Annotated in this window: 24 protein-coding genes; 12 read left to right on the top strand and 12 right to left on the bottom strand. The window is 43.4% G+C overall.

Annotated features, from left to right (window positions below; all coding sequences use genetic code 11):
* Positions 1-15: 15 nt before the first annotated feature.
* Positions 16-1,137 (top strand): endonuclease/exonuclease/phosphatase family protein, encoded by a 1,122-nt coding sequence (locus A8C56_RS21885; protein ID WP_067760696.1) that lies wholly within the window; start codon positions 16-18, stop codon positions 1,135-1,137.
* Positions 1,138-1,283: 146 nt separating this feature from the next.
* Positions 1,284-2,786: a cysteine--tRNA ligase gene (cysS, locus tag A8C56_RS21880; RefSeq protein ID WP_067762424.1), complete on the top strand. Its 1,503-nt coding sequence runs from the start codon at positions 1,284-1,286 to the stop codon at positions 2,784-2,786.
* A 39-nt stretch (positions 2,787-2,825) separates the two neighbouring features.
* Here the strand turns inward: cysS and A8C56_RS21875 are convergent, their stop codons facing one another.
* Positions 2,826-3,272, bottom strand: coding sequence for a clan AA aspartic protease (locus A8C56_RS21875; RefSeq protein ID WP_084490344.1), 447 nt, complete (start codon positions 3,270-3,272; stop codon positions 2,826-2,828).
* A 230-nt stretch (positions 3,273-3,502) separates the two neighbouring features.
* On the opposite strand from A8C56_RS21875, the gene A8C56_RS21870 reads away from it, so the two are divergent.
* The 3 genes from A8C56_RS21870 to A8C56_RS21860 all read left to right on the top strand — a co-directional run bounded on the left by A8C56_RS21870 (position 3,503) and on the right by A8C56_RS21860 (position 5,690).
* Positions 3,503-3,667, top strand: coding sequence for a hypothetical protein (locus A8C56_RS21870; RefSeq protein WP_157098064.1), 165 nt, complete (start codon positions 3,503-3,505; stop codon positions 3,665-3,667).
* A 19-nt stretch (positions 3,668-3,686) separates the two neighbouring features.
* Complete coding sequence (locus A8C56_RS21865) at positions 3,687-4,970, top strand: ABC transporter permease (protein WP_067760690.1); 1,284 nt, start codon at positions 3,687-3,689, stop codon at positions 4,968-4,970.
* Between the two features lie 198 nt (positions 4,971-5,168).
* Positions 5,169-5,690, top strand: coding sequence for a hypothetical protein (locus tag A8C56_RS21860; protein WP_067760689.1), 522 nt, complete (start codon positions 5,169-5,171; stop codon positions 5,688-5,690).
* Between the two features lie 147 nt (positions 5,691-5,837).
* Here the strand turns inward: A8C56_RS21860 and A8C56_RS24585 are convergent, their stop codons facing one another.
* Positions 5,838-5,993: a hypothetical protein gene (locus tag A8C56_RS24585; RefSeq protein WP_157098063.1), complete on the bottom strand. Its 156-nt coding sequence runs from the start codon at positions 5,991-5,993 to the stop codon at positions 5,838-5,840.
* Between the two features lie 258 nt (positions 5,994-6,251).
* Here A8C56_RS24585 and A8C56_RS21850 point away from each other — a divergent pair, with 258 nt between their 5' ends.
* Genes A8C56_RS21850 through A8C56_RS21835 form a run of 4 tightly spaced genes read left to right on the top strand, consistent with a single transcriptional unit; the run spans position 6,252 to position 9,240 of the window.
* Complete coding sequence (locus A8C56_RS21850; protein ID WP_067760685.1) at positions 6,252-6,458, top strand: helix-turn-helix domain-containing protein; 207 nt, start codon at positions 6,252-6,254, stop codon at positions 6,456-6,458.
* A gap of 7 nt (positions 6,459-6,465) precedes the next feature.
* Positions 6,466-7,872 (top strand): S41 family peptidase, encoded by a 1,407-nt coding sequence (locus A8C56_RS21845; protein ID WP_067760683.1) that lies wholly within the window; start codon positions 6,466-6,468, stop codon positions 7,870-7,872.
* A gap of 19 nt (positions 7,873-7,891) precedes the next feature.
* Positions 7,892-8,902: an SDR family NAD(P)-dependent oxidoreductase gene (locus A8C56_RS21840; protein ID WP_245645639.1), complete on the top strand. Its 1,011-nt coding sequence runs from the start codon at positions 7,892-7,894 to the stop codon at positions 8,900-8,902.
* On the top strand, positions 8,899-9,240 hold the full coding sequence (locus A8C56_RS21835) for an outer membrane beta-barrel protein (RefSeq protein ID WP_067760681.1): 342 nt from the start codon (positions 8,899-8,901) through the stop codon (positions 9,238-9,240). The genes A8C56_RS21840 and A8C56_RS21835 overlap by 4 nt, the downstream gene beginning before the upstream one ends.
* Before the next feature lie 360 nt (positions 9,241-9,600).
* Here the strand turns inward: A8C56_RS21835 and A8C56_RS21830 are convergent, their stop codons facing one another.
* A complete protein-coding gene (locus tag A8C56_RS21830) occupies positions 9,601-11,514 on the bottom strand; it encodes a TonB-dependent receptor plug domain-containing protein (protein ID WP_067760679.1) in 1,914 nt (637 codons plus the stop codon).
* Between the two features lie 143 nt (positions 11,515-11,657).
* On the opposite strand from A8C56_RS21830, the gene A8C56_RS21825 reads away from it, so the two are divergent.
* Positions 11,658-13,139, top strand: a complete 1,482-nt coding sequence (locus A8C56_RS21825; RefSeq protein ID WP_067760677.1) for an aminotransferase-like domain-containing protein — start codon at positions 11,658-11,660, stop codon at positions 13,137-13,139.
* Positions 13,140-13,165: 26 nt separating this feature from the next.
* Here A8C56_RS21825 and A8C56_RS21820 read toward each other — a convergent pair whose 3' ends face one another.
* The 8 genes from A8C56_RS21820 to A8C56_RS21795 all read right to left on the bottom strand — a co-directional run bounded on the left by A8C56_RS21820 (position 13,166) and on the right by A8C56_RS21795 (position 17,914).
* Positions 13,166-13,495, bottom strand: coding sequence for a hypothetical protein (locus A8C56_RS21820; protein ID WP_067760675.1), 330 nt, complete (start codon positions 13,493-13,495; stop codon positions 13,166-13,168).
* 168 nt (positions 13,496-13,663) lie between these two features.
* Positions 13,664-15,085 carry a Gfo/Idh/MocA family oxidoreductase gene (locus A8C56_RS21815; protein ID WP_067760674.1) on the bottom strand — a complete coding sequence of 474 codons (1,422 nt, stop codon included), beginning with the start codon at positions 15,083-15,085 and terminating at the stop codon, positions 13,664-13,666.
* Positions 15,086-15,226: 141 nt separating this feature from the next.
* Entirely contained in the window at positions 15,227-15,394 is a 168-nt protein-coding gene (locus A8C56_RS24220) for a hypothetical protein (protein ID WP_157098062.1), read from the bottom strand.
* 62 nt (positions 15,395-15,456) lie between these two features.
* Entirely contained in the window at positions 15,457-15,600 is a 144-nt protein-coding gene (locus tag A8C56_RS24580) for an aspartyl protease family protein (protein ID WP_157098061.1), read from the bottom strand.
* A 120-nt stretch (positions 15,601-15,720) separates the two neighbouring features.
* Positions 15,721-16,113 (bottom strand): MGMT family protein, encoded by a 393-nt coding sequence (locus A8C56_RS21805; RefSeq protein ID WP_084490341.1) that lies wholly within the window; start codon positions 16,111-16,113, stop codon positions 15,721-15,723.
* On the bottom strand, positions 16,085-16,276 hold the full coding sequence (locus A8C56_RS24010; RefSeq protein WP_071609355.1) for a DUF5522 domain-containing protein: 192 nt from the start codon (positions 16,274-16,276) through the stop codon (positions 16,085-16,087). The genes A8C56_RS21805 and A8C56_RS24010 overlap by 29 nt, the downstream gene beginning before the upstream one ends.
* Positions 16,257-16,967, bottom strand: a complete 711-nt coding sequence (gene trmB / locus A8C56_RS21800) for a tRNA (guanosine(46)-N7)-methyltransferase TrmB (protein WP_067760673.1) — start codon at positions 16,965-16,967, stop codon at positions 16,257-16,259. The genes A8C56_RS24010 and trmB overlap by 20 nt, the downstream gene beginning before the upstream one ends.
* The gene (locus A8C56_RS21795) at positions 16,967-17,914 is read right to left on the bottom strand and encodes a DUF3078 domain-containing protein (protein ID WP_067760671.1); all 948 of its coding nucleotides are present in this window, start codon (positions 17,912-17,914) and stop codon (positions 16,967-16,969) included. The genes trmB and A8C56_RS21795 overlap by 1 nt, the downstream gene beginning before the upstream one ends.
* A 151-nt stretch (positions 17,915-18,065) precedes the next feature.
* On the opposite strand from A8C56_RS21795, the gene A8C56_RS21790 reads away from it, so the two are divergent.
* Together A8C56_RS21790 and A8C56_RS21785 are read left to right on the top strand one after the other, a co-directional pair.
* Positions 18,066-19,187 (top strand): formimidoylglutamase, encoded by a 1,122-nt coding sequence (locus tag A8C56_RS21790; RefSeq protein WP_245645637.1) that lies wholly within the window; start codon positions 18,066-18,068, stop codon positions 19,185-19,187.
* 53 nt (positions 19,188-19,240) lie between these two features.
* Positions 19,241-20,290 (top strand): Gfo/Idh/MocA family oxidoreductase, encoded by a 1,050-nt coding sequence (locus A8C56_RS21785; protein ID WP_067760667.1) that lies wholly within the window; start codon positions 19,241-19,243, stop codon positions 20,288-20,290.
* 11 nt (positions 20,291-20,301) lie between these two features.
* Here A8C56_RS21785 and A8C56_RS21780 read toward each other — a convergent pair whose 3' ends face one another.
* The gene (locus A8C56_RS21780) at positions 20,302-21,879 is read right to left on the bottom strand and encodes a hypothetical protein (protein WP_067760665.1); all 1,578 of its coding nucleotides are present in this window, start codon (positions 21,877-21,879) and stop codon (positions 20,302-20,304) included.
* Positions 21,880-23,400: the final 1,521 nt, after the last annotated feature.

Here is a 23,400-nt window from a genome sequence, read left to right as displayed (position 1 = left end):
TGAAAGATCTTGGTCATGAGTGTTTTTACAAAAATCAGCAATAAGGTTTTACTGATCACCAATATACTGGTGGTTTTCTTTTTCCTGTTGGCCTGTATTGCTGCTTACGTAAACCCCGCTGACTGGCCCATCCTTTATATTTTTAGTCTCATGTTCCCGTTTTTGCTGTTGTTTGTATTGCTTTTCCTGGTATGGTGGCTGTTTGTTAATCGTAAATGGGCACTGGTATCGGGCATAGCCATTTTAGTAGGCGGGGGAGCGATAACCAATTTTTTTGCATTCAACCCCAAAAGACCCTTCCGGCAGGAAAAAAAAGCGGGGCATATACGGGTGGTAACCTGGAATGTGGCGCGCTTTGTGGAAATGGTTATTAATAATAATAAAGGCAGCCAAACACGGTATAAGATGCTGCAGCAGATCAATGCAGCCAATGCAGACCTGCTGTGCTTCCAGGAATTCAGCTCCTCTATTAACCCGGACTGGTATAATAATATTGTTGCCATCAGCAAAGGGCTGGGATACCCTTATTTCTACTATTCACACGACTGGGATGGAGACCGTCTTTTTAACGGCAGCATCATCTTCAGCCGTTTTCCCATTGTAGATACCGGCATTGTCCGCTACCCGCGGCCTACATTGCCGGAAGCGCTGTTATTTGTAGATATAAAAAAAGATAACCGGCTTTTCAGGGTGTATACCACGCATCTTCAATCTAACCAGTTCCGCAAAGAGGATATTTCAAAGATCGAAGAACTGAAAAAAGCCAAGGGGGATATATTCAGTAATGCTTTTTATATTTTCACGAAACTACGTACTGCCATACGGCACAGAAGCATTGAAGCAGATATGATCAGCGATATTCTCAAGAACAGCCCCAGCCCGACCCTGTTCTGCGGAGATCTGAATGATGTACCCAACTCCTACACGTATCATACCATCCGGGGCAACATGCAGGATGCTTACCTGAAAAAAGGATTTGGCATCGGAAGGACCTATAATTCGCTTTCGCCTACATTACGCATCGATTATATTTTTACGGATGACCATTTTAAAATAGATCAGATCAAACGAATTACCACCAATTATTCTGATCATTATATGATGGTTTGCGATCTTGAGCTGGTACCGGTGCAATAACCGTGTCCGGCACGCTTTCAATATATACCCCTTATAAACAGTTGGCTTTATTAGGATGTGTTCGTTTTCTTTTTCTGCTGCTCAGGCCGTCTTAATGCCTGTCTCCACTTATTTATCTATTATATTTGTATTCTTACAAAAATGGTATGAGTGAGCTAAAGCTTTATAATTCTTATTCCCGACAGAAAGAAGTATTTGAACCCATAACGCCTGGCTATGTAGGAATGTATGTATGCGGCCCTACAGTAAGCGGAGAAAGTCACCTGGGGCATGCCCGCCCCTATATTACCTTTGACGTGGTGTACCGCTACCTGCAATACCTGGGATATAAGGTGCGCTATGTAAGGAATATTACGGATGCAGGGCATTTTGAAGAAGAGGGCCGCGAAGCGGAGGACAAGATCTCAAACAAAGCGGTCCTGGAAAAGCTGGAACCGATGGAACTGGTGCAGAAATACACCAACCTGTTTCACTGGGCCATGAACCAGTTCAACACACTTTCGCCTTCTATTGAACCAACGGCCACGGGGCATATTGTAGAACAGATTGAGATGATCAAAAAGATCATTGCAGACGGGTATGCTTATGAAACCAATGGTTCCGTTTATTTTGACGTAAAAAAATATGCAGCAGGGCACGATTATGGTAAGCTGAGCGGCAGGAAAATAGAAGACCTTTTAGAAACAACAAGAGAGCTGGAAGGACAGGAAGAAAAAAAGGATGCAGCGGATTTTGCGTTGTGGAAAGCAGCGCCGCCCAAGCACATTATGCGCTGGCAAAGCCCCTGGGGCGAGGGCTTTCCGGGCTGGCATATTGAGTGCTCTGCCATGGCTACAAAATATTTAGGCGCTCGTTTTGATATCCACGGGGGCGGGATGGATCTGCAGTTCCCGCACCATGAAAGTGAAATAGCCCAAAGTACGATCTGCAATCATACGGCCCCGGTAAAATACTGGATGCACAACAACATGATCACCATCAACGGCCGTAAAATGGGCAAAAGCTACAACAACGTTATTAAATTAACGGAGTTGTTCAGCGGTGATCATCCCTTGCTGAGCCAGGCCTATCACCCCATGGTGGTACGCTTCTTTATTTTACAAAGCCATTACCGCAGTACCCTTGATTTTAGCAATGAAGCGCTGCAGGCATCGGAAAAAGGGCTAAAACGTCTTTGGGAAGCTTATGAAAACCTGATCCGGTTAAAGGAAAGAGACAGCGAGCTTTCTGCAACAGCCGCAGATGCAGAACTGGATGCGCGTGTAAAAAAAGGAGTAGAGGCATTTGACGAGTTTATGAATGATGATTTTAACACCGCCAAGGTACTGGCCAATATGTTTGAACTGGTACCCGTTATCAACAGCATAAAAGATAAGACCATTCCGTTGAATCATCTTTCAAAAGCAACATTCGATCTCCTGCAAAAACAATTTCATACCTATCTGGAAACCATTATGGGCCTCACGTCCGTATCTGAAGCCGATAATAAAAAGCTGAACGATGTAATGCAGTTGCTGATTGAAATACGGAAAGAAGCGCGCAGCCGGAAAGATTTTGTTACTTCTGATAAAATCCGCAACCAGCTGGCAAATATCGGTATCCTTTTAAAAGATGAAAAGGACGGAGCCGCAAGCTGGAGCGTTGAGTAAAGACCTATAAGGTTTTGAAAAACTTATAGGCCTACACAATTACTTTAGCTTCATTTGAGCAAAATAAGGATGCTCGGGGTTTACGATCAATTCCCTCCGGTAAGGATGTATCAATACATCCATATCTTCTAAAGGAATAGCGCCAAGCAATAATTCGCTATCGCCAGGCAGAACCATAGCATCCACCACGCAACGCCTGTTTTTAAACCGGACTTCAATAGGTCCGGCTATATCGTATTCTACAATACTACCATCGGCTAATTGCCTTTTTCTTTTTTCAACAATGTTTAATTTCAGTTGTTCCTGTATATTTTCATTGATGCACATATACACACTTCCGGTATCTACCAACATATTTACCGTAATGCGTTTGATTTCTTCTTCACCAATAATATGCCGCCGTGCTAATGCCAGGTCATCTCCATTAATCAGCTCTATTTCTGCATAGATTACGCCCATCCTTCTTTTATTTTTAAATTTACCCATTTTTTATACATGATCAGCGCAAAAAAAAGGGTTAGTTTTGCCGCCAATTAGTCGTTATCAGTAAAAAGGGGAATACGAACTGAAGTATTGAGCAGGAATAAAATTTAGATTGATTCTGAGGTTCTAAAATATTATATGAAGTGTTTATATTTTTTCTTTTTTTGTTGAGCAGTTACGCTGCAAATGCTCAGGTTCGTTCAAAGCAATATTTGAAGGCTGCGTTGGATACCATGAAAATACATTCTGTTAATCGCGATAAAATAGACTGGACACCCATATATAAATCCGCTTTTGATAGTCTTACAGATAACGCCAAAGGATTTAAATATGATGTAAGAGTGGAAAGCGGGGATCTTTCTGATTATATAGAGGCAATAAAAAAGCAAAACCAATAAGGTATACCTGGCAAAAATCATGTACAAACTTTGGGCAAGCATAAAAAAGGATGGCCTTATTCTGATAAGGGATAAAGTGGGACTGGCCCTTATGTTCCTGATGCCCATTGTCCTTGCTATCATCATCGCCTCCGTGCAAAACAGCACTTATGAGCTGGTCAATGACAAAAAAGTACCTTTACTGCTTTTAAACCGGGACACCGGCGAAGCTTCCAGGGAGTTGATTACATCCATGGAAAAAGGAGGAGTATTTGCATTGAAAAAAGTGCCTGCCAATGCCTCAGTGGATATTATAAAAAAGCGGATGGAAGATAAAGAAGCCCTGCTGGGAATGGTCATTCCTTCCAACTATACACAGGATGTACTGGCAAAGGCGGAACACGTTTCGGGCGAAGCACTGAAAACCATCGCCATTGCGGATAGCAGTAGCGATGCTGCAAAAATTAAAGCCAGCGCTATTACCTTATACTACCATCCGGTGCTGCAAAAGTCTTTCCGGCAGGGGATTGATGGTGCCCTCAACAGCGTATTACAGGTGGTGCAAAGCAAATATATTGTCAGGGCCCTGTACAGCAGTATTAATAATGAACCGGAGATACCGCAATCGCTGGAACAGCAGATCCTTACCAATGAAACCCCGGTAAACCAGATCCCTGTTTCAAAAGATCATACCCTCCCGGTTCCCAATGCCACGCAGCACAATATTCCTGCATGGACCCTTTTTGCCATGTTCTTTATTGTTATTTCGCTTGGAAGCAGCCTGGTGCGTGAAAAAACCAGCGGCAGCTTCCTGCGCTTAAAAACAATGCCCACCTCCCTGTCCATCTCCATCCTCTCTAAACAGGTTACCTATGTGCTTATTACCATGCTACAGGCGGCAGTTATCTTTAACCTGGGCCGGTGGCTGTTTCCCGTCATCGGGTTACCGGCATTAAATATTCCTTCAGACAAGTTGGGGCTACTGCTGGTAACATTCCTTTGTGGCTGGTGCGCCACCAGTTTTGCCATTTGCATCGGCACCTTTGCCAATACACAGGAACAAAGTAACGGCATTGGCGCCATCAGCATTGTTTTGTTTGCCGCCATTGGCGGACTGCTGGTTCCGGCATTTGCCATGCCGGCCTCTTTCCAGGGGATAATGCGTATTTCACCACTTTACTGGTGCCTGGAAGCCTTCTATGGACTGTTTCTTGAAGGCGGCGGGCTAAGAGACATTTTTCAAAGCCTGGTGCCCATTCTTATCATTATCATCCTTTTGCAATTAGCTGCCTGGCTGGGTATGAAAAAGAAAGGGTTGATCTGAGCTTAAGCAAATAAATCGATCATTAACCCTTTTTGCTGATTGCCCCTGAAATTGCAAATCCTCTTTCAAAACCAGAACACATTAAGGGCCTATCTTATCTTTAATGTTGAGCATTATTTATTTAAAATAAAACGATAAATATTTTTTGTTTTATTTTAAGACTGATATATATTTGAGGCACCAAAAAGTTCATTAAATATGCTCCCCAAATTTAAAATTACCGGCAGCACCCTTATCGCAATGGGTTTTCTTTGTGCAGCTTTTATTGTTAACCTGGTGATCCTGATTACGAACTCGCTTTCTTCTAATATTGTGTCGATACAGGAGTACCGTAACCAGGTATTACCTGTTAATATATTGGAGTTTGTAAAATCTGCCCTTTTGCTGGTCATGGGGTACCTGTTGTTTCGCATTATCAGAAATGTAATGAGCCGGGTAAAATGGAACAGGAGTTATTACAAAAAAATCAAGCTGATCGGCTGGCTGAATGTACTGGTATTATTGATTGACGCTGCTATCACAACCTGGAAAGAATCCCTGTTTTCAAAACAGGAAGCCATAACAAACCACCTGGCTGATCATAACCTGTATCAGAATGCACTGCTGACCGCGCTTTTCAATGCTCCTTTATCCTGGTTCCTCATTCTCTGCATTTTCCTGATTGCAGATGTACTACAATATACCAGTACTATAAAAATGGAAAACGATTCCATTATTTAAATTTTTCAAGTCAAACTGATCAGTCATGGAATCCATATTAAAAAAAAGCAAATACGCGCTCTATCTTATTGTCTTCATCGGGATCGTGCTGCTAATAAAGTTCGCCTTTATTATCTGCGACCTGGTGGTTTTAAAAACGCCCATCTTTTATACAACCACACCATGTACGGATTTACGGAGGGCTGTATTGATAACCGCATTAGTTTCATCACTCATAAACGGGTTGGCAAGTATGCGGCTTTTCAGCGTATTGAACGCTATCATCCAATCTGCTAAATGGTCCCGGAATTCCTCAAAATCCATTCGGTGGATTGCTTTTTTATTAGTAGTTGGAACCTATTGCTCTTCATTAGCTGCATATACCGGAAATACCTACCTCGTTAACAAAATAGCGGTATGTCCTCCATTCATAAATATTTTATTTTCATCATACGCCAATGGGTATGCATTGGGGAAAGCCCTTTTTATCCAGGGACCTTTGATCGGCTGTCTGTTTTTTGTATCCTTATTTCTTGAATATGTGTATTCCATCAAAAAAGAAAACGAATTCTTTATTTAACCATGCCCATTATTATTAACCTGGATGTGATGCTGGCCAAGCGCAAAATGTCTTTAACCGAACTATCGGAAAAAGTGGGCATTACTATTGTAAATCTTTCCATATTAAAAACCGGTAAAGCAAAAGGTGTTCGTTTTGATACCTTAGAGGCCATCTGCAAGGCACTTGACTGTAAACCAGGAGATATTATTGACATAGCATCCAAATAATAACATCATGAAACATATAATTGCCACACTAATTGGTGCTCTAAGCATTGCTACCGCTTTTTCGCAGATTGAGAACCCCGGTTTTGAAACGGTATCTGATGGCCATCCACAGAACTGGAATATTAAAAAAGTTGACGGATATACCATTAAAGTTACATCGGCAGAAAAACACAATGGGAACCATTCGTTATACATTTCAAACACAACAAATAACGATGTAAAGACATTTCAATCCTTTTCACAAAAAATTGCCGTCTCTATAGACACCATCGATAAAATATCGTTGAATGTATTTGTAAAATTAAAAGATGTAAAAAACAATGTTGCGCTGTGGTGTCAGCTCTGGGATAGTGCCGGAAAACAGATCGGTTTTTACAACAGTAATCAAAATGCTGTTTTAAACGGAACCAATGACTGGCAGGCATTGAAGCTGAAAATGACAGTAAGCAGCCAGGTGAAGACTTTATTTTTTGGAGCTTATCTAATGGGATCCGGAGCGGTTTGGTTTGATGATTTTACAACTGAAAAAAATACGCTGTCAAACACTCCTCCTTCGGCAGAGGCAGCACTTTATTCCAAAAAATTTACAGAGATTGTTGAACAAAATTCTCTATTTACCGACTCCTTAAACTGGAGCGGTATAAAACCTTCTATGCAAAAGCTGCTGGCTGGTGCAGTTACAATTGAAGACACCAGGGACGCTACGAACTATTTGTTAAGCGAACTTAGAGCGGCCGGCGATAATCACTCGTTCTTTACTAATAAAAAAGTAGCCAATGACTATAAGAAAGGTAATTTTGTGGCCGATGTTCCTAAAAGTGCCCTAATTGATGATCGGATCGGCTATATTTATGTACCCACATTTGGAACTGTCAACAATAAGGTTGGTCAGAATTTTTCAGATACAATAAGAACGCTTATAAAAACGATCGATAATCACCACAAAATAGAAGGCTGGATCATTGATCTACGCAAAAACGGTGGTGGTAATATGTGGCCCATGCTTTCAGGATTAAAGACCTTTGTAGGAAAAGGTACCCCTGGCTATTTTATTAAAGGAAAGTATAAAACAGCCTGGCGAATTGGAGGTCCCTCAATGCGCTTAAAAAACAAGATCCATAAGATTGCTGTCTTATTGGGCCCATCCACAGCAAGTAGTGGAGAAATGACCGCCGTTGCTTTTATCGGGAAACCAAATGTTAAAACCTTTGGGCAACCCTCAGCCGGTTATACCACGGCAAATAGTATTTTTTACCTGCCAGACGGGGCCATGATCGCCTTAGCAACTACTACGGTTGCAGACAGAACAGAAAAAGTATATTATGGAAAACTGATTCCTGATATTTTGGTTGAGCCGAATGCTGGTAAAGACGCGGACATTGAAGCCGCATCTAATTGGATTCTTGCAAAATAAATAACTACTTTCGTCAAAATTGTCCAGTATCAAACAACAAACGCCAAATATATTAGTTACCGGTGGTACCGGCCTTTTGGGAGCCTATATCCTCAAAGAGCTGGTGCAGCAGGGTCTTTCTGTAAGGGCAATAAAAAGAAGCCATTCCATCCTTCCGCGTTTTATTGATCCGCAGATCCTCAATAAAGTGGAATGGGTTGAAGGTGATATTTTGGATGTAACAGCCCTTGAGGAAGCAATGCAGGGCATTGATACCATTATTCACAGTGCCGCAGTGGTGTCGTTTTCAAAAAAGGATCGCCGCCGTATGTATAAGGTAAATGTTGAGGGTACAGCCAACGTGGTGAATATGGCCCTGCAGACGGATGTAAGGCGACTTGTCTATATAAGCTCTGTTGCTGCCCTGGGGCGCAGGAAAGACAGCCGGACGGTAAATGAAACAGCCAGATGGGAAGAAGGCAGTAATAATACCCATTATGCCATCAGCAAATTTAACGCGGAGCTGGAGGCCTGGCGGGGCTTTGCCGAAGGGCTGGAAGGAGCCGTGCTGAACCCGGCCACCATTCTGGGCTACGGGAACTGGGAAGAAGGCAGTTGCGCTATTTTCAAAAACGTTTACAAAGAATTTGACTGGTATACCAATGGCGTTAACGGGTTTGCAGACGTGGAAGATGTTGCCCGGGCAGCAGTAATGCTGGCGCAGTCTGCTATTACGGAAGAGCGCTTTATTGTATGCAATGACAACTGGTCGTTTCGTAAACTGCTCAACACCATTGCCGATGGTTTCGGCAAAAAACGTCCGTCAAAAGAAGCCACGCCCTTTCTGTCTTCCATTGCCTGGCGGATAGAATGGCTGAAATCCCTGTTGAGCAGCAGCAAACCCCTGATTACCAAAGAAAGTGCAAAGGTAGCGAACAGCGCTACCCTGTTTGACGGATCAAAGCTGGCAAACACATTGCCCGGGTTCCAATACCGGCCGCTGGAGGAAACGATCTTAAATGCCTGCCGCAGGTATACAGAACCCCGTTGAGTGTTGCCGGAACCTGGACTGCTGAACTTTCGGGGACCTATCAGTCCGTGTATGCAGGGCATGCAATCTTTAATATAGCTCCCAGGGGCATTGTGTCGTTTGCCCTGGCAAAGGAACCTCTTAAAAATAATGCAACCATAACGCTCAGCCTTACGGATCCATTCAACCTGCAACAATCACGTGCTGCAAGCCAGTATGGAAGTGTATTTTTAGATGTATACAGCCATTGGGATAACCGCCGGACAGGAGGGGTCATTGATGTACCGGTTCAGAAAGGGAAAAGAAACTGCCACAGCAAAAAGCCCGAAAGTTCTGAACGAGCGAGCAAAAAAGGGTAAATTAAACTTCTTCAGCTTTTATAAAGTGGAAGACCGGATGTTACTGACCGCCATAATCAGGCTGTATCAAAAGTCACAATTGTCAGGGGTGGCCAAAAAGTTTGTTTATAGTGGATTGTCATTCTGAACTTGTTTCAGAATCTATTGACAATCAGACGCCATTTTAGATGCTGAAATAAATTCAGCATGGCAAAAGGGACTTTTTGGTCACCCCTTAAAAATCGTATATGATTATCAATAGATACTGATCCGCCAACCGGCAGACAGAACAAAATTCCGCTGTAAAACGGCTTCTGATATAGTCACGGTTTGTATAAATTACTGCAACCAATGCATCCAATACTGTTCACTCCCTGATCCCTACTTCGCAAGGCTGAAGCTGATTCCGGCCTGCGTCCACCTTCCCGGCATTGGTGCACCCAACAAATCACTATACCGGCGATCCAGGATATTATCCACCTGAACAAAAACCGCCCATCTCCTTTTTAAAAAAGCATAGGAAGCCCTTCCATTCATTAAGAAATAATCTTTTGTAATTATTGCATTGATGTCGGTGTTGGTTTGCGGGGTTCGTGTTTTATAAATGCCCGTAAGGCTTACTGAAAAGGAACCAGCCTGGTAAGTGATTACGCCATTTGCCAGGAACCGCGCATGGGATAAAATATAAAAAGAAGGGTCCTGCTCACTGCTGCTGCTGTACATCCATATAAACCCGCTATTGATCAATAAAGACTGATCTGCCGCAAATCGTTGTGTATAGGCAATGTCCGTTTCCCAGCCGGTGGTGTTCACTTTGGCCACATTCTTTGCCAGCGCATAGCTTCCGTTGGGCACCAAGTTGGTTTTTCTGGGCATCTCTTCATAAGGAGTGTTTACCCAATCGATCAATTCTGCGTGAAACCGCTGGAAGAAGCTGGAAGAAATTTTCAGTTTCGATTGATAAAACCAGTCGAAACCGGCTTCATAGCCCCAGGATTTTTCAGCAGCCAGATCCGGGTTGCCAATGCTGCCTCTGGTTACCTCTGACTTATTATAGTTGTTATACAATTCTGTAAAATCAGCATTGCGTATGGTCTTGCCTCCGCTTGCACGCAACTGAAGATGCTCCAGTTTATAAGAAGCAGTAAGCTGAGGAACCCATTCAGCCGGTAAGTTTCCATAAAACTCCATCCGCAAAGAGGGATTCAACATAAAATGAGCACCTGCTTTCTGGATCAATGAAACAAAAGGGGCGGCTGTATTCAGGTTATGGTTACCCCGGTCATTGGACCGGATATCTTTATACTGATAGTTCAATCCTGCTATCAGGTCTGTTTGCCCGGAAAATTGCTGTTGCAGGGTGGCCAGCGCCTGGAACAAATGGGATCTGTTATTATTAGGGGCCGATGTAGGGCTGAAATAATAAGCATCCTCCAGGCTTTTATAGCCAGCATTCAGGCTCAATTGTGTGCGGTTTTTCTGATACTGTATCCTTGCCTGGTTCCACCAGGAAGTTACTTTTTCCGAAGCAGTATCGTAAACAGATGTGGTATAAAAATTTTGTGCAGCAAAATCTCTTTTATCATAGGCGGTTCTTAAAGCAATATTCCAGCAGGGGTTCAGTTTGATCATTGCCCCGGCAGAAGCGGCTGTATTATGGAAATAACCCCGTATACCCCTTTGTGCAACCCCGTTCGAATTATTGGTTTGCAAACCAGCTCCGATATTTATTTTATCATTCTGATAAAACCCGCCAATTGCTGCATCCAGCAGCCCGTACTCACCTGCCGCAACCTGGCCCGCCACCTGTGTTTGATTTGTCTGTTTATTTTTATCAAATGCTTTTGTAATAATATTGATTACTCCTCCAACGGCATCCGAACCATAAATAGCTGATGAAGCTCCTTTAAGCACTTCCACCTGTTCAATTTCTGCAGGGCTGATGGGGATATACCCGGTAAAATGGCCGGTATTAGGATCATTCAGGCGTAATCCGTCCAATATGACCAATACCTGCTGAAAGGTGCCTCCGCGTATGGAAATATCGGTTTGTGCACCCTGGGGTCCGCGCATTTGTGCTTCCACCCCGGGAATGTATTTCAGCAGTTCATCAACAGAATGCACCGGCAGTTTTGCCAGGGTTTCTCCGCTGATGATCGTAATATTTCTTCCGGTTTCCGAACTCCTGGCCTCTATTAAAGAAGAGGTAACGGTTACCGGATCCAGGTTTTCCTGTGCTTTTATCCCGGACAACCATCCTGCAAGTAAAACAAATCCCAAAAATAATTTCTTCATCTCTGTAATTTTTACTTCCCCGGCAGATCAGCAGCTTCCCGGAAATTTCCAGACAGATCCTTTTTTTCTGATCCTATTGCCGGGTTATTTTTCGCCAAAACTATTATCTTGCCGGATGACCGGAATAGTCCGGTTTACAGATAATGAGTAGTCCGGTTCAGTTACCATATCCAACGATTATAGCGCTCAGCAGGCAAAGCAGCACGCCTGTTTACCTGCAGGTAGTGCACCAGGTAATCAATGCCATCCAGCGGGGGTTTCTTTCAGGAGGGCAGCAACTGCCCGGAACACGCGCCATGAGCCTTTTACTGGGCATCCACCGTAAAACCGTGGTTGCAGCCTATGAAGAACTGGACGCCCAGGGCTGGATTATCACCGTACCTAATAAAGGCAGTTTTATAAAACCAGCCTCCGGCCCCTCAGGAAAAAAAAAGCTGGATGTGCTCCGGCTGACCGGCTACCCGGCAAAAGCCGGCTTCTATTTTAAAAGAAATACCATCCTGGACATAGCGGAAGAACCGGGTCCGGCACCCACTTTCACAGACGGGCAACCGGATTACCGCCTGTCGCCCACTGATCAGCTGGCGCGCTATTATACCGCTGCCCTGCGCAGAAAAGTAAACCGTAAGCACCTGGGCTATCACATGCCGGGAACTTCTTTTTTTAAAGCGCAGCTTTCCAATTTTCTAAACAGTACCCGGGGACTGCATATTGCTCCCAAAAACATACTGGTAACACGGGGAACAGAAATGAGCATGTATATAGCTGCCCAAACCCTTATTAATACCGGGGATATCATATTAGTAGGCACGCCGGGCTATTATACAGCTAATATGATCTTTCAGCAATCAGGAGCACGGTTAAAGACCCTGCCGGTTGATGATGAAGGAATTCTTGTGGAAACAGTAGAACGCATCTGTAAAAAGCAGCCGGTGCGGCTGTTGTACCTTACGCCTCACCATCATTATCCCACTACTGTGGTGCTAAGTGCAGAGCGCAGGGTGCAACTGCTGAAGCTATCTGCAGCCTATGGCTTTATTATACTGGAAGACGATTATGAATATGATCTCCATTATCAAGGCAGCCCGATCCTTCCCCTGGCCAGCGCGGATACAGAAGGCATGGTAGTATACCTGGGCGCTTTTGGCAAAACCCTGGCGCCGGGTTTCCGTGCAGGTTTCCTGGTTGCACCGGACAACCTGATCACTGAAATGCAAAAAGTACAGGCGATCATAGACCGGCAGGGAGATACGATTATGGAGCAGGTGCTGGGAGAACTGATTGCCGAAGGAGAAATACACCGCCACCTAAAGAAGACTCTGAAGATCTATCATACAAGGCGGGATCATTTTTGCGGATTACTGGAAAAAAAACTGGGAACAGAACTTGAATTGGTGCTGCCCCCCGGCGGGCTGGCTGTATGGACGCAGTGGAAGCAGGAGATCAGCCTGCTGCGGGTAAGCCGGGCCTGTGCAGCAATGGGTTTACAATTACCCCGGTTATTACTTTACCAGAACACCCAGCTCAGCGCTATGCGCCTGGGATTTGGGAACTTTACAGCTCCTGAAGCAGCGCTTGTTTTGGACAAACTGCAACAGGCTGTTGAACAGATGCGGGAACATTAATAACACCGGCGCATCTGTCAACCTGTTTAGCGCAGCTCCCCGGGTTTTATTTTGCCTTCCATCCGATCTGTATTCTCCACAGTTCCCAACCGTACACGAAAAGAGGTTCCGGTTGCCTTTTCCAGCTTCCACTCCTGGCGGCACATAAATCCCAACCGGTGGTAATATAAAACAGGAAAGTTTACCGGGTGTACCCCATAAAAGGCCGCAGTTGGTTTTGCCGGGGCAAATACGTGGGCACTGTCCTTTTTTGAAGGGTAAACAACACTGCTGACACGCTGCGCCTTTAACTGCAGACAGCAGCAGCTAAAAACAGATAAAAGAAAGCACAGCACCGGCCTGTTCAGTAATTGCATCTTTCAAAAATACAATTTCTTATTTTGATCTCCGCGTTGACGAAAAAGGCTTCTTATTTGTCATATTGAAACAACCATAAAAGCGTTTGCATTCAGGCCTGCCCGTCCGGTAGCAGGTTCATTGAATCCGATCACCCGGATGACAAATTCTTTCAAACCGCGCCCCTTCTATACCTTATAATAATCTTCCCAGCCTTTGCGGGGAGGTATACCCGTTAAAAAAGCATCTGCAAAAGCGTCATTGGTAACACGCCGGGTTGCCCGGTCAAAAACAATTTTACGCCCCAGCCGTTGTGCCATTACGCCCAGGCAAAAGACCTGGCTCAGCGGACCTGCTATTTCAAACGGAGAACGCGTTTTTTCCTTCCCCTGGCAGGACAGCAGGAAATTAGCGAAGTGATTGGAGGGGCTTTTGGGCACTTCCGGTAATTTCTTTTCCATTTCCTTTGCTTTTTCTTCCGGAATAATGGAAAGCGTACTGGCATGTGAACCGCCTTTAAACGTAAGCGTTTTGCTGTAAATTTCTTTCCCGGGGTTCAATTTCACTGCCTGGATCTGCTTTCCGCCTACAGTAGGAATGCTGGCATCTAATTTGGATTCTCCAAACCCTTTGGGAAGCGGAGGAATATTATCCAGTCCGTCATACCAGGTAATGACTACCGGCGGCATTTTTTTACGGGCCGGGAACTTAAATTCAATGGTGCTGGACATCGGATAAAAATAATCGTTATGCCCGTCTAACCTTGTAGGATTGATTTCTTCCGGCAATCCAAGGTCCAGGAACTGATGGGCGGTATCTAAAATATGCGCACCCCAATCGCCCAGGGCGCCCATACCAAAGTCGTACCAGCAACGCCATTGCCCGTAATGAAAGTCTTTATTATAGTCATGATACATTTGTGAAGAAAGCCAGGTATCCCAATCTAATGTTTCGGGGATCGGTTCCGCGGCGGGAAATTTCTTAATGTTCGGATCCCAGCCATGCCAGCGCCTCGGACTGTTCATATGCGCGGTTATAGCTGTAACGTCTTTAATGATCCCTGCTTCTGTCCATGCCTTAAACTGGAAATAATTGGCCTCAGAATGCCCCTGGTTGCCCATTTGCGTAACCACTCCGGGATATTTCTTTGCCGCTTTGATCATCAGATCCACCTCATGGAACGTCCGTGCCATCGGCTTTTCACAATATACATGCTTACCTAAAGCCATTGAATGCACCGTAATGGGAAAATGCGCAAAATCAGGAACAGCTATGGTCACTGCTTCAATATCCTTCGCCATTTTATCGTACATCTTCCTGAAATCCTGGAACCGGGGGGCGTTCGGAAACTGCGCTATCGTTGCCTGTGTATGCTTGGCGCCCATATCCACATCACATAAAGCCACCACGTTGGCCAAGTTGGTTTTTGCAAACTCTGCTATAATTTCCCCACCCCTGTTTCCAATGCCTATATGCGCTAAATTGACTTTACTATTGGACCCGATAATGCGGTTATAACTGGAGGCATTTACTTTTGTAAATAAGCCGTTCAGGGCAACGCCACCTGTAGCCAGTACCGAATGGCGGATAAAAGCTCTTCTTGTTGTCATAATTTGAAAATCGTTAAAATCTATGGCGCATGGCGGGACACATGATTGCGAGTAACTCCGCAGCGTATCAGCGAATTTATATAAATTCCTTTTTAACAGTCCAAGAGATACCGAAATCGTTGTAGTTGAATTTCGAATAGACTAACGGCGTATACCCTTTAATTTCATTTGAGCATAATAAGGATGTTCCGGATTGACTACCAGTTCCCGTCGTTGCGGATGAATAAGCACATCCATATCTTCCATAGGAATAGCCCCTAATAATAATTCATTTTCACCAGGGATAACCATTGCAGTAGTAACGCACATTCTATTTTTAAATCGTATTTCAATGGGTCCAACAACATCATATTCCACTACATCACCGTTCGTTAATTGTCCTTTTCGCGAAAAGGCAAATCCAATTGTTCCTGCACAGTTTCGTTAATGCACATATATTCACTTCCTGTATCAACCAGCATATGAACCGGCATGCGCTTTACTTCTTCTTCCCCAATGATATGACGGCGAGCCATCTCAAGATCTCCGGCATTTATCAGTTCTATCTCTGCATGTATTACTCCCTTAAAAAGGGCTTTTTACAAATATACAAATTTGGTAAGAGTAATTACTGTGTTGGTTTTCTGAAAAACAATTTAAAATAATTCCTCCAGCGGGTCCCAGAACTTTACTTTAAAATCCACCACTTTATCATTTTTAATTGTTATGCCTTCTTTTTCCAGAAGCTCCTGCATTTGTGTAGGTGTTTTAAAAGCGTGCTTGCCGGAGAGCAGTCCCACACTGTTTACAACCCGGTGCGCCGGAACCTTTGGCCGTGCCGTGCCGGCATTGCTCATGGCCCAGCCTACAATCCTTGCAGATTTCCCGGAGCCAATGGCCTTGGCAATTGCTCCATACGAGGTTACCCTGCCCTTTGGTATTTGCCGCGCAACTTCATAGACCAGGTCAAAGATATTGTCCTCTTTCTTCCCCGACGGCCGCAGAGCCCTGAGTTTAGTGTTATTGCTGTTGCTTTTTTTTACGCTCATTTAATAACTGTGTTTTTCTTGGCTCCGGAACATTTTCATAATTATAGGGGCAATGCAAACACCCGTTGCTGCAACAATACCCCCGTTTGAGGTGGTATTTTTCTGTAAACACCACCCTGCCGTCTGCATTTATAGAGTAATCCTCACCGGCTATCAAGCTCATAACGGATCGCTTCTTTTAATTCCAGATCTTTTTGCGCATCTGCCAACACAGGGGGCAGCTGAAACGCAAGATAGTGAATACGGTTACTTTCCGCAATGTCCAGACTTTCATAATAGGTCTTAATCTTCAATTCCTCGGAAAGTGCATCCTCTTTATAAAGATCATCCGCGTCTTTTACAATGGTACAGTTATACAGGTACAGCACTTCTTTTGTAAAGCGGTATAAATTGGGGCTGTCCGTTTTTAAATGGATCAGACCTCCTGTTTTCAGTAGCTGATGATAGATCCTCAGGAAACGCGGATGCGTTAACCTTTTTTTTGCTTTGGAGAACCGCAACTGCGGATCGGGGAAGGTGATCCAGATCTCACGCACCTCTCCCTGGGCAAAATATTGTTGCAACTGCTCAATCTGTACCCTTAAAAAGGCCACGTTGTGCAGTTCTTCCTTTAATGCTTTTTTAGCGCCGGCCCAAAGGCGGTTGCCTTTAATATCTACGCCTATAAAATTTTTATCGGGGTACAAACGTGCTAAACCCAGTGCATACTCGCCTTTGCCACATGCCAGTTCCAGCACAATGGGATGATCATTCTTAAAATGATCATCCCATTTTCCTTTTATATTTTGCGGGAACTGCAACACATTTTCAAACGTGTTCAGCTCTGTAAAGCGAACGAGTTTTTTTTGGGCCATTACTTTTTAATATTACTAAAGCGATAGGACAAACCAATGCCCAGCATAGAGCGGATCTGTGGTCGTGCCGCGTCACCATTGGGACCGAAAAGACGCACATCATCATCATAAATCAGATCCAGCGCGTATGTAATTGCAAACACCCGGCCCAGTTTCATAGTCAGCAGGTTGGTCCAGTATACATCTATATTCTGCGGGTTGTGCAAGTAATTGGAATAAAGATCTGCCCGGCTTTTAAAAGAAATAGTTTTGCTAAACTCCTTAAAAAAGTTCACCGTGGCAAAAGCGCCGAATTCTGTTTTTATATGCTTGCTGGAATCTACACCATAAGCGCCTCTTGCAGAAAGAGAGTCGTCCATTACAACCGTCCAACGGGTGGTTACCGGAGAAAGAAAGATCGAAAATTCCGGTACGGGCTTATACGTAACACCAGGGCTCAATAATACATAGGCCGGTGAAAGAAACTTAGATGTCAGGGTTTTTGAGTTATCGTCTGCATAGTCAAACCCCTTCAGCATTTGAGAGCGGAAGTTGAATAAAAGACCAACATCCCATTTTTTAGCCAGATCATACGCGTATTTTGATACCAGGTCAATACGGTCATCGTTTTTACGTGTGCCCTGCGAGGTTGTATTCAAATAGGCCAGGTTCAGATCCAGCGTGTTGTCCCAATGATGCTTTCCTTTTGTGTAAAAAGCATAGGTGCTTAATAAAGAATTTAATGCCAGTGAAAACTTGTCCCCTCCTGCAGCCCAGTTACTCAATGACCCCTGTGCTATATTAAAGTTAAACACGCCCCCGGTTTTCCAGGTTTTCACGGTTGTGTCATTCGGATCCTTGGTAATGGTGCGGTTGGCATCCGTTTGAAGCTGCTTTACAGTTTCATCCTGGGCATGTACCATTATAACTGTTGTTAGCAATAAGCACGCAAAAAGATACTTTTTCATCCTGTTTATTTTTGTTCAGCGACAAAAATAAGCCTCTATTTTTAAAGGGCGAGCAATAATCAGATCTTCTTTGCCTGATATGCAAAACTTTATACGGTGTTGCTCCTGAATCTTTCACTGATTATGCTATCTTGCGCCCATGTCAGATCACATGAATATTTCAGCATTCCTATCTCCTGTTCATCTCGTTGAAATAACAGGCGACAATACTTACCAGCCCAATCAAATAGGCCGCAGCATTGATCTTTATGATGAATATTTTCCCGATCTGGAGCAGACCGAACTGGTGATTGTAGGTTGCGGGGAGCAAAGAGGCAATGGGATCCTGGGCATTCCTGCTTCTGCACCTGATGCCGTGCGCAGGCACTTTTATTCCCTCTTTTTCTGGCATGAAGGTATAAAAATAGCAGACATCGGAGATGTAAAGCAGGGCGCGTCCTATTCAGATACAATAGCTGCTTTAAAAACCGTGCTCACAGCCTTGCTGGAAGAGGGGAAAACGGTTATTGTATTGGGAGGATCACATGATCTTACCCTGGCCCAGTATGGCGCATATGCCGCTTTAAAAAAAGTAATCGATGCATCTGTTGTGGATGCCATTATAGATCTGGATATGGAATCTCCTTTTGCTAACGACAATTTCCTTATGGAGATGCTCACTGCCGAACCTAATTTCATCCGCCATTATAACCATATTGGTTTTCAAAGCTATCTGGTGCACCCGGGCATGCTGCAAACACTGGATAAATTAAAGTTTGATTTTTACCGGGTAGGGCATGTAAAAGAAGATATTGAGCAGATAGAGCCGGCAATAAGGGGCAGCCATTTATTTTCTTTTGATATTAATGCTGTTGCCAATGCTTATGCGCCCGCCAACCAGCTGACACCAAATGGTTTTAACGGGGAAGAAGCCTGCATTCTTATGCAGTATGCCGGTATGAGCGCTTCTGTTAATACAATTGGTATTTACGGGTATGATGTGCGAAAGGACCGGGACGAGCTAACCGCCAGGCAGATCAGCCACATGCTGTGGTATGCCATTGATGGTGTGCACCGTAAAAAAAGGGAAGCGGATCTTCTTGAAAAAGAAGCATTCAATGAATACCTGATGATCTTTTCAGAGATAGAAACCAGCTTCCTGCAAAGTAAACGGACCGGCCGCTGGTGGATGCAGCTGCCTAATAAACAATTTATTCCCTGCAGTTATAAGGACTATCAGATGGCTGCAAAAGGAGAGATCCCCGAAAGATGGTTCCGGGAGCAGCAGCGATAGCAGCAAGCATTGGTATTTATTAGGTATTTTTACAACAGTCCAAATTAAAAAATATGAGTAAACCTATTGTTGCCGGTATTGCCTCATTTGGCATGAGCGGAAAACTGTTTCACGCGCCTTTTATTGAGGCTAACCCGCATTATGAATTAAGAGCAATTGTAGAGCGCCATAAAGAAGATTCGCGCGAACGCTACCCCAATTCAAAATTATACCGCTCTTTTGAAGAGCTGCTTGCTGATCCTGAAATAGAGCTGGTTATTGTGAACACGCCTGTTCAAACACATTTTGAATATGCAAAAAAAGCATTGGAGGCCGGTAAAAATATTGTAGTGGAAAAGCCTTTTATGGTAAACGCGGCAGAAGCTGAGGAAATTAACCAGCTGGCAAAAGAAAAAAATTTATTCCTGAGCGTTTACCAGAACCGCAGGTATGATGGCGATTACAAAGCTATTAAAGACGTGGTTGCTGAAAATATGCTGGGCGAGCTGAAAGAAGTGGAGCTGCGTTATGACCGTTACCGGCCGGGGCACAGCGGCAAAGAGCATAAAGAAGGAGACCTGCCGGGCGCAGGAAACCTGCATGACCTGGGCGCGCATCTTATAGACCAGGCCCTGCAACTGTTCGGGTATCCTGAAGCAGTTTTTGCAGATGTGCTCACCATGCGGAAAGACCTTATTGCTAACGACTATTTTGAGGTACTGCTTTATTATCCTCATGCATTCAGGGTTCGTATAAAGGGAACCGTATTTGCAAAAGAATCTCCTTATCCGTTTATTTTACAGGGAGAAAACGGCACTTTTTTACAGCAGCGGTCCGATCTGCAGGAAACAAAGCTCTTAGAGGGGGTTACACCAACAATAGAAACATGGATACCGGCCCCGGAAGGTTTTGACGGAGTATTACACACTACTATTAATGGCCAGGATGTAAAAAAGCAGACCCGGTCGGAAATGGGGAATTATATGGACTATTATGAGGATGTTTATCGTGCCCTGCGCAATAATATGCCCAATCCGGTGCCTGCTTCTGATGCCGTTTTGACAATGAAGGTCATTGATGCTGCCCTTTTAAGCAGCAGGGAGAGAAGAGTGGTGCCGCTATAAGTCAGATAGGGCTACTGATCTGCCTCTACGGGCACCACATTTTTGCTCCGCTTGCTTTTACGGAATTTTTCCTCTATTATTTTGCGCATGGATTTGCCTTCTACCTTGCTTTCCAGCCAGGAAATAATGTCCAGGTAAGCAAAGGAACGGGTTTCAAAGCGATTTCCTTCCAGGTGCTTTACCTTATTCAGGAACTTAGCAAATTCCGGTTTCAGCTCATTTTTTGTAAACCGGAAAGAGCCCCTGAAAAACCGGAAGATCTCCTGCTCTATAACAGTAAGGTTCTTCATTTTGGACATATAGCGGAAAACGGAACGGGTCAGCGAGTCCATCAGCTCCAGATTACCCATTTCATAATGGGCCAGCAGGTGCACCAGGCGCGCATAGCATTGAAGATCAGTCCTTAACTCCGATGAGTCATTGATGATCTTTTGCAGATAATCAATACTGGTGCTATAGTCCCCCGACAGGAAATACAGCATCGCTATCTTATAATTGATCACCATCACCCGGTGACGGTCCAGGAATATAGCGTATTCTGACAGCTTATCCTCTATATAGGGCACTTCTTTTAACCCCGCCGCTGTTTGCCCGGTTATTGTAAAATAATTGATCTTGGCACTGGCAATATAAACGAAAGACTGTACCCTGAAATTTTCATTGCTCTGCACCCGCTTGGTATGACTGAATTCCTCAAACTTATGCAGGTCAATACTGAACTGCTGGTAGTTCCTAAGGTCAAAGTGCGCATTCAGCAGGTTGTGATACCCTTTTATAAAATGGCCCGTTTCTGCACGCTGCATATTGGGCTTTTCATAAAAAAGATCTACCCACTTCCGCACAAACCGGTAGTAGAGCAAAAAATCCTGCCGTATAAAAGCGTACCAGGTATAACTCTGGTAATAATACAGCCGTTCATAAAACCCTTCCTGCTGGGCAGAACCTGAGGGGAGGTTCTGTTTGAAAAACTTTTTTACCTTTTCCTCTTCTGCCTCATTACGGGCATGGCCGTTGGCAATAAAAAAACCATACATCTGCAAAGAAAGGTTGGAAAGGCGTGTGATCATATTCAGCTTCGTGTTCGCCTCATTGGATTCATCCGCCAGCTCATCCATGCGGCTTACAAAACTGTCTGTAACATTTAATGCTTCAATACGCTTTTCAAGCGAAAGGATCTGGGGCAGGAAAAAGAATTTCTGGTTCAGGCTGGCCATTTCCTTTGCCTTATCAATTACCCGCAGGCTTTGGTAAAACAAACCTTTTTTGTAAAGGATATGTGCCGTATCAAACAATTCATTTAGTTGAAGATCAAGACTTTCGCTACTTTTCAGCAATCTCAGTCCGGCCAGAATTTCCCGGTATAAATGTGATTTTAAATTAGACAACTGGGGCTTGGTAACATCCTTAAGCTTCTTCAGCAGCATTTTTTCATCATACTGGGGCATTTTATCCAGCGCATCAAACAATTTGATCACTTTAAGATCCTCATTCCCGGAACTACGGGTAATATAGAGCTTAAAATGCCTTTTTTCAGATTTCTCCAAGGATTTTATCAACTGAAAAAGTATATCTCCGGGCTTGCTTGGCATAATACACAAATTTAACGGCTATCTCTACACAAACAGCAGAATCCTTAAAAATAGCCTTGGGCATCTGACATAAAACAGCCCAAAACACAGTGCTGTAGCGGGTTTTATTGTTTTTATAACACCTTAGCCATGCTACTGCAGCCCAATTGTTGGTTAGGAACAGGATATATTAAGCCCGTATCTTTGTGTTGTGATTGAAGGGAATGATAAAGTGAGACAAAAGCCGTAGGCAGCACAAACAAGATTTTTAAGTTTTTTCATATGGCAAGCAATCGTTAGAGGTCAGTCCGTTTCTACGGAAGGACCTTTTTTTGTTTTAGTAATCTTTTAACATTTTCGGTGAAGATGTTTTACCAATTTAGCGTCATACTAAACATAAAATAACCTGATTGTGAGGATCTATAAGGAATTAAGTGCAACAGGCAATCAGGGTTTGTGATAAGATATTTTTGAAGTTTTTCATATGGCAAGCAATCGTTAGAGGTCAGTCTGTTTCTACAGAAAGACCTTTTTTATTTTAATCCCTGCCGGTCCTGTTTAAACCGGGGAAATTTCGTTTCCGGATTTTAGCCTTATCATTAGATTAGGGGGAGGAAAAAAGCAACCGTCAGAGGCAAACCAAACTTAGAGGTCATCAAATAACAAATGTTACTTTCTTAGTCAATAACTTATATGGTTAATAAAAAGTTAATTGATTTCAGGCAACTAAATTAGCGGTATTTTTTAACAGTATCTTACTTTCTGTAAAGTTTTTTTAAAGTTTTTGATATTCTCCATCGATTTCTGATTTATTTATACATTTTTCAATAAAATATCTGTTTCTTCAGATACAGTTGGATATAATTAATCTTTTGCCCTAAAACCCAGGCTATGACTGCATTTTACCTGTTTTTTTACTCATTGAAAGTAATAGAATGCCGTCTATATTGTGTTTGTGTGCGTAAGAACGCTTATTATTTTTGTGTAGCAATTGAGGAGATAGAAAGAGTGCAGAGTGGTAACAGCAAAAGAGCAGAGTTTTTTAAGTTTTTTCATATGGCAAGCAATCGTTAGAGGTCAGTCTGTTTCTACAGAAGGACCTTTTTTATTTGGCACAAAAAGGAATAAAAAAAGCGAACTCCTTAGGAAATTCGCTGTTCATTTTTGGCAAGGTCAATTCGCAGAGGTCATCAGTAATTGTTTTCCTAAGGTTATTTTAACACTAAAATAGGATTTCTATTATTAAAATGTTAAGCCAGCAATGATTTTTTTTTAAAAATAAAAAAAACTATTGTTTTGTTAGTTTTTTTTCAATGCTGATTGTTAAGCAAATTTGATTATTCCTATCAGTGTTGCGGGATTTTAGAAGTTGTTATCCGGAAATTTAACTATAACAGTAACAGCATTTTAAAATGGCACGAAATATGACTATATTTATAACAGAAGTTATTTATTAACTTTTTTCATATGGCAAGCAATCGTTAGAGGTCAGTCTGTTTCCACAGAAGGACCTTTTTTATTTCCAGCCCTTTTTTCAACAGA

It is taken from the genome of Niabella ginsenosidivorans (assembly GCF_001654455.1).
In the GTDB taxonomy this organism is placed as follows: Bacteria; Bacteroidota; Bacteroidia; order Chitinophagales; family Chitinophagaceae; genus Niabella; species Niabella ginsenosidivorans.
This window is presented reverse-complemented; position numbering and strand designations above follow the sequence as displayed.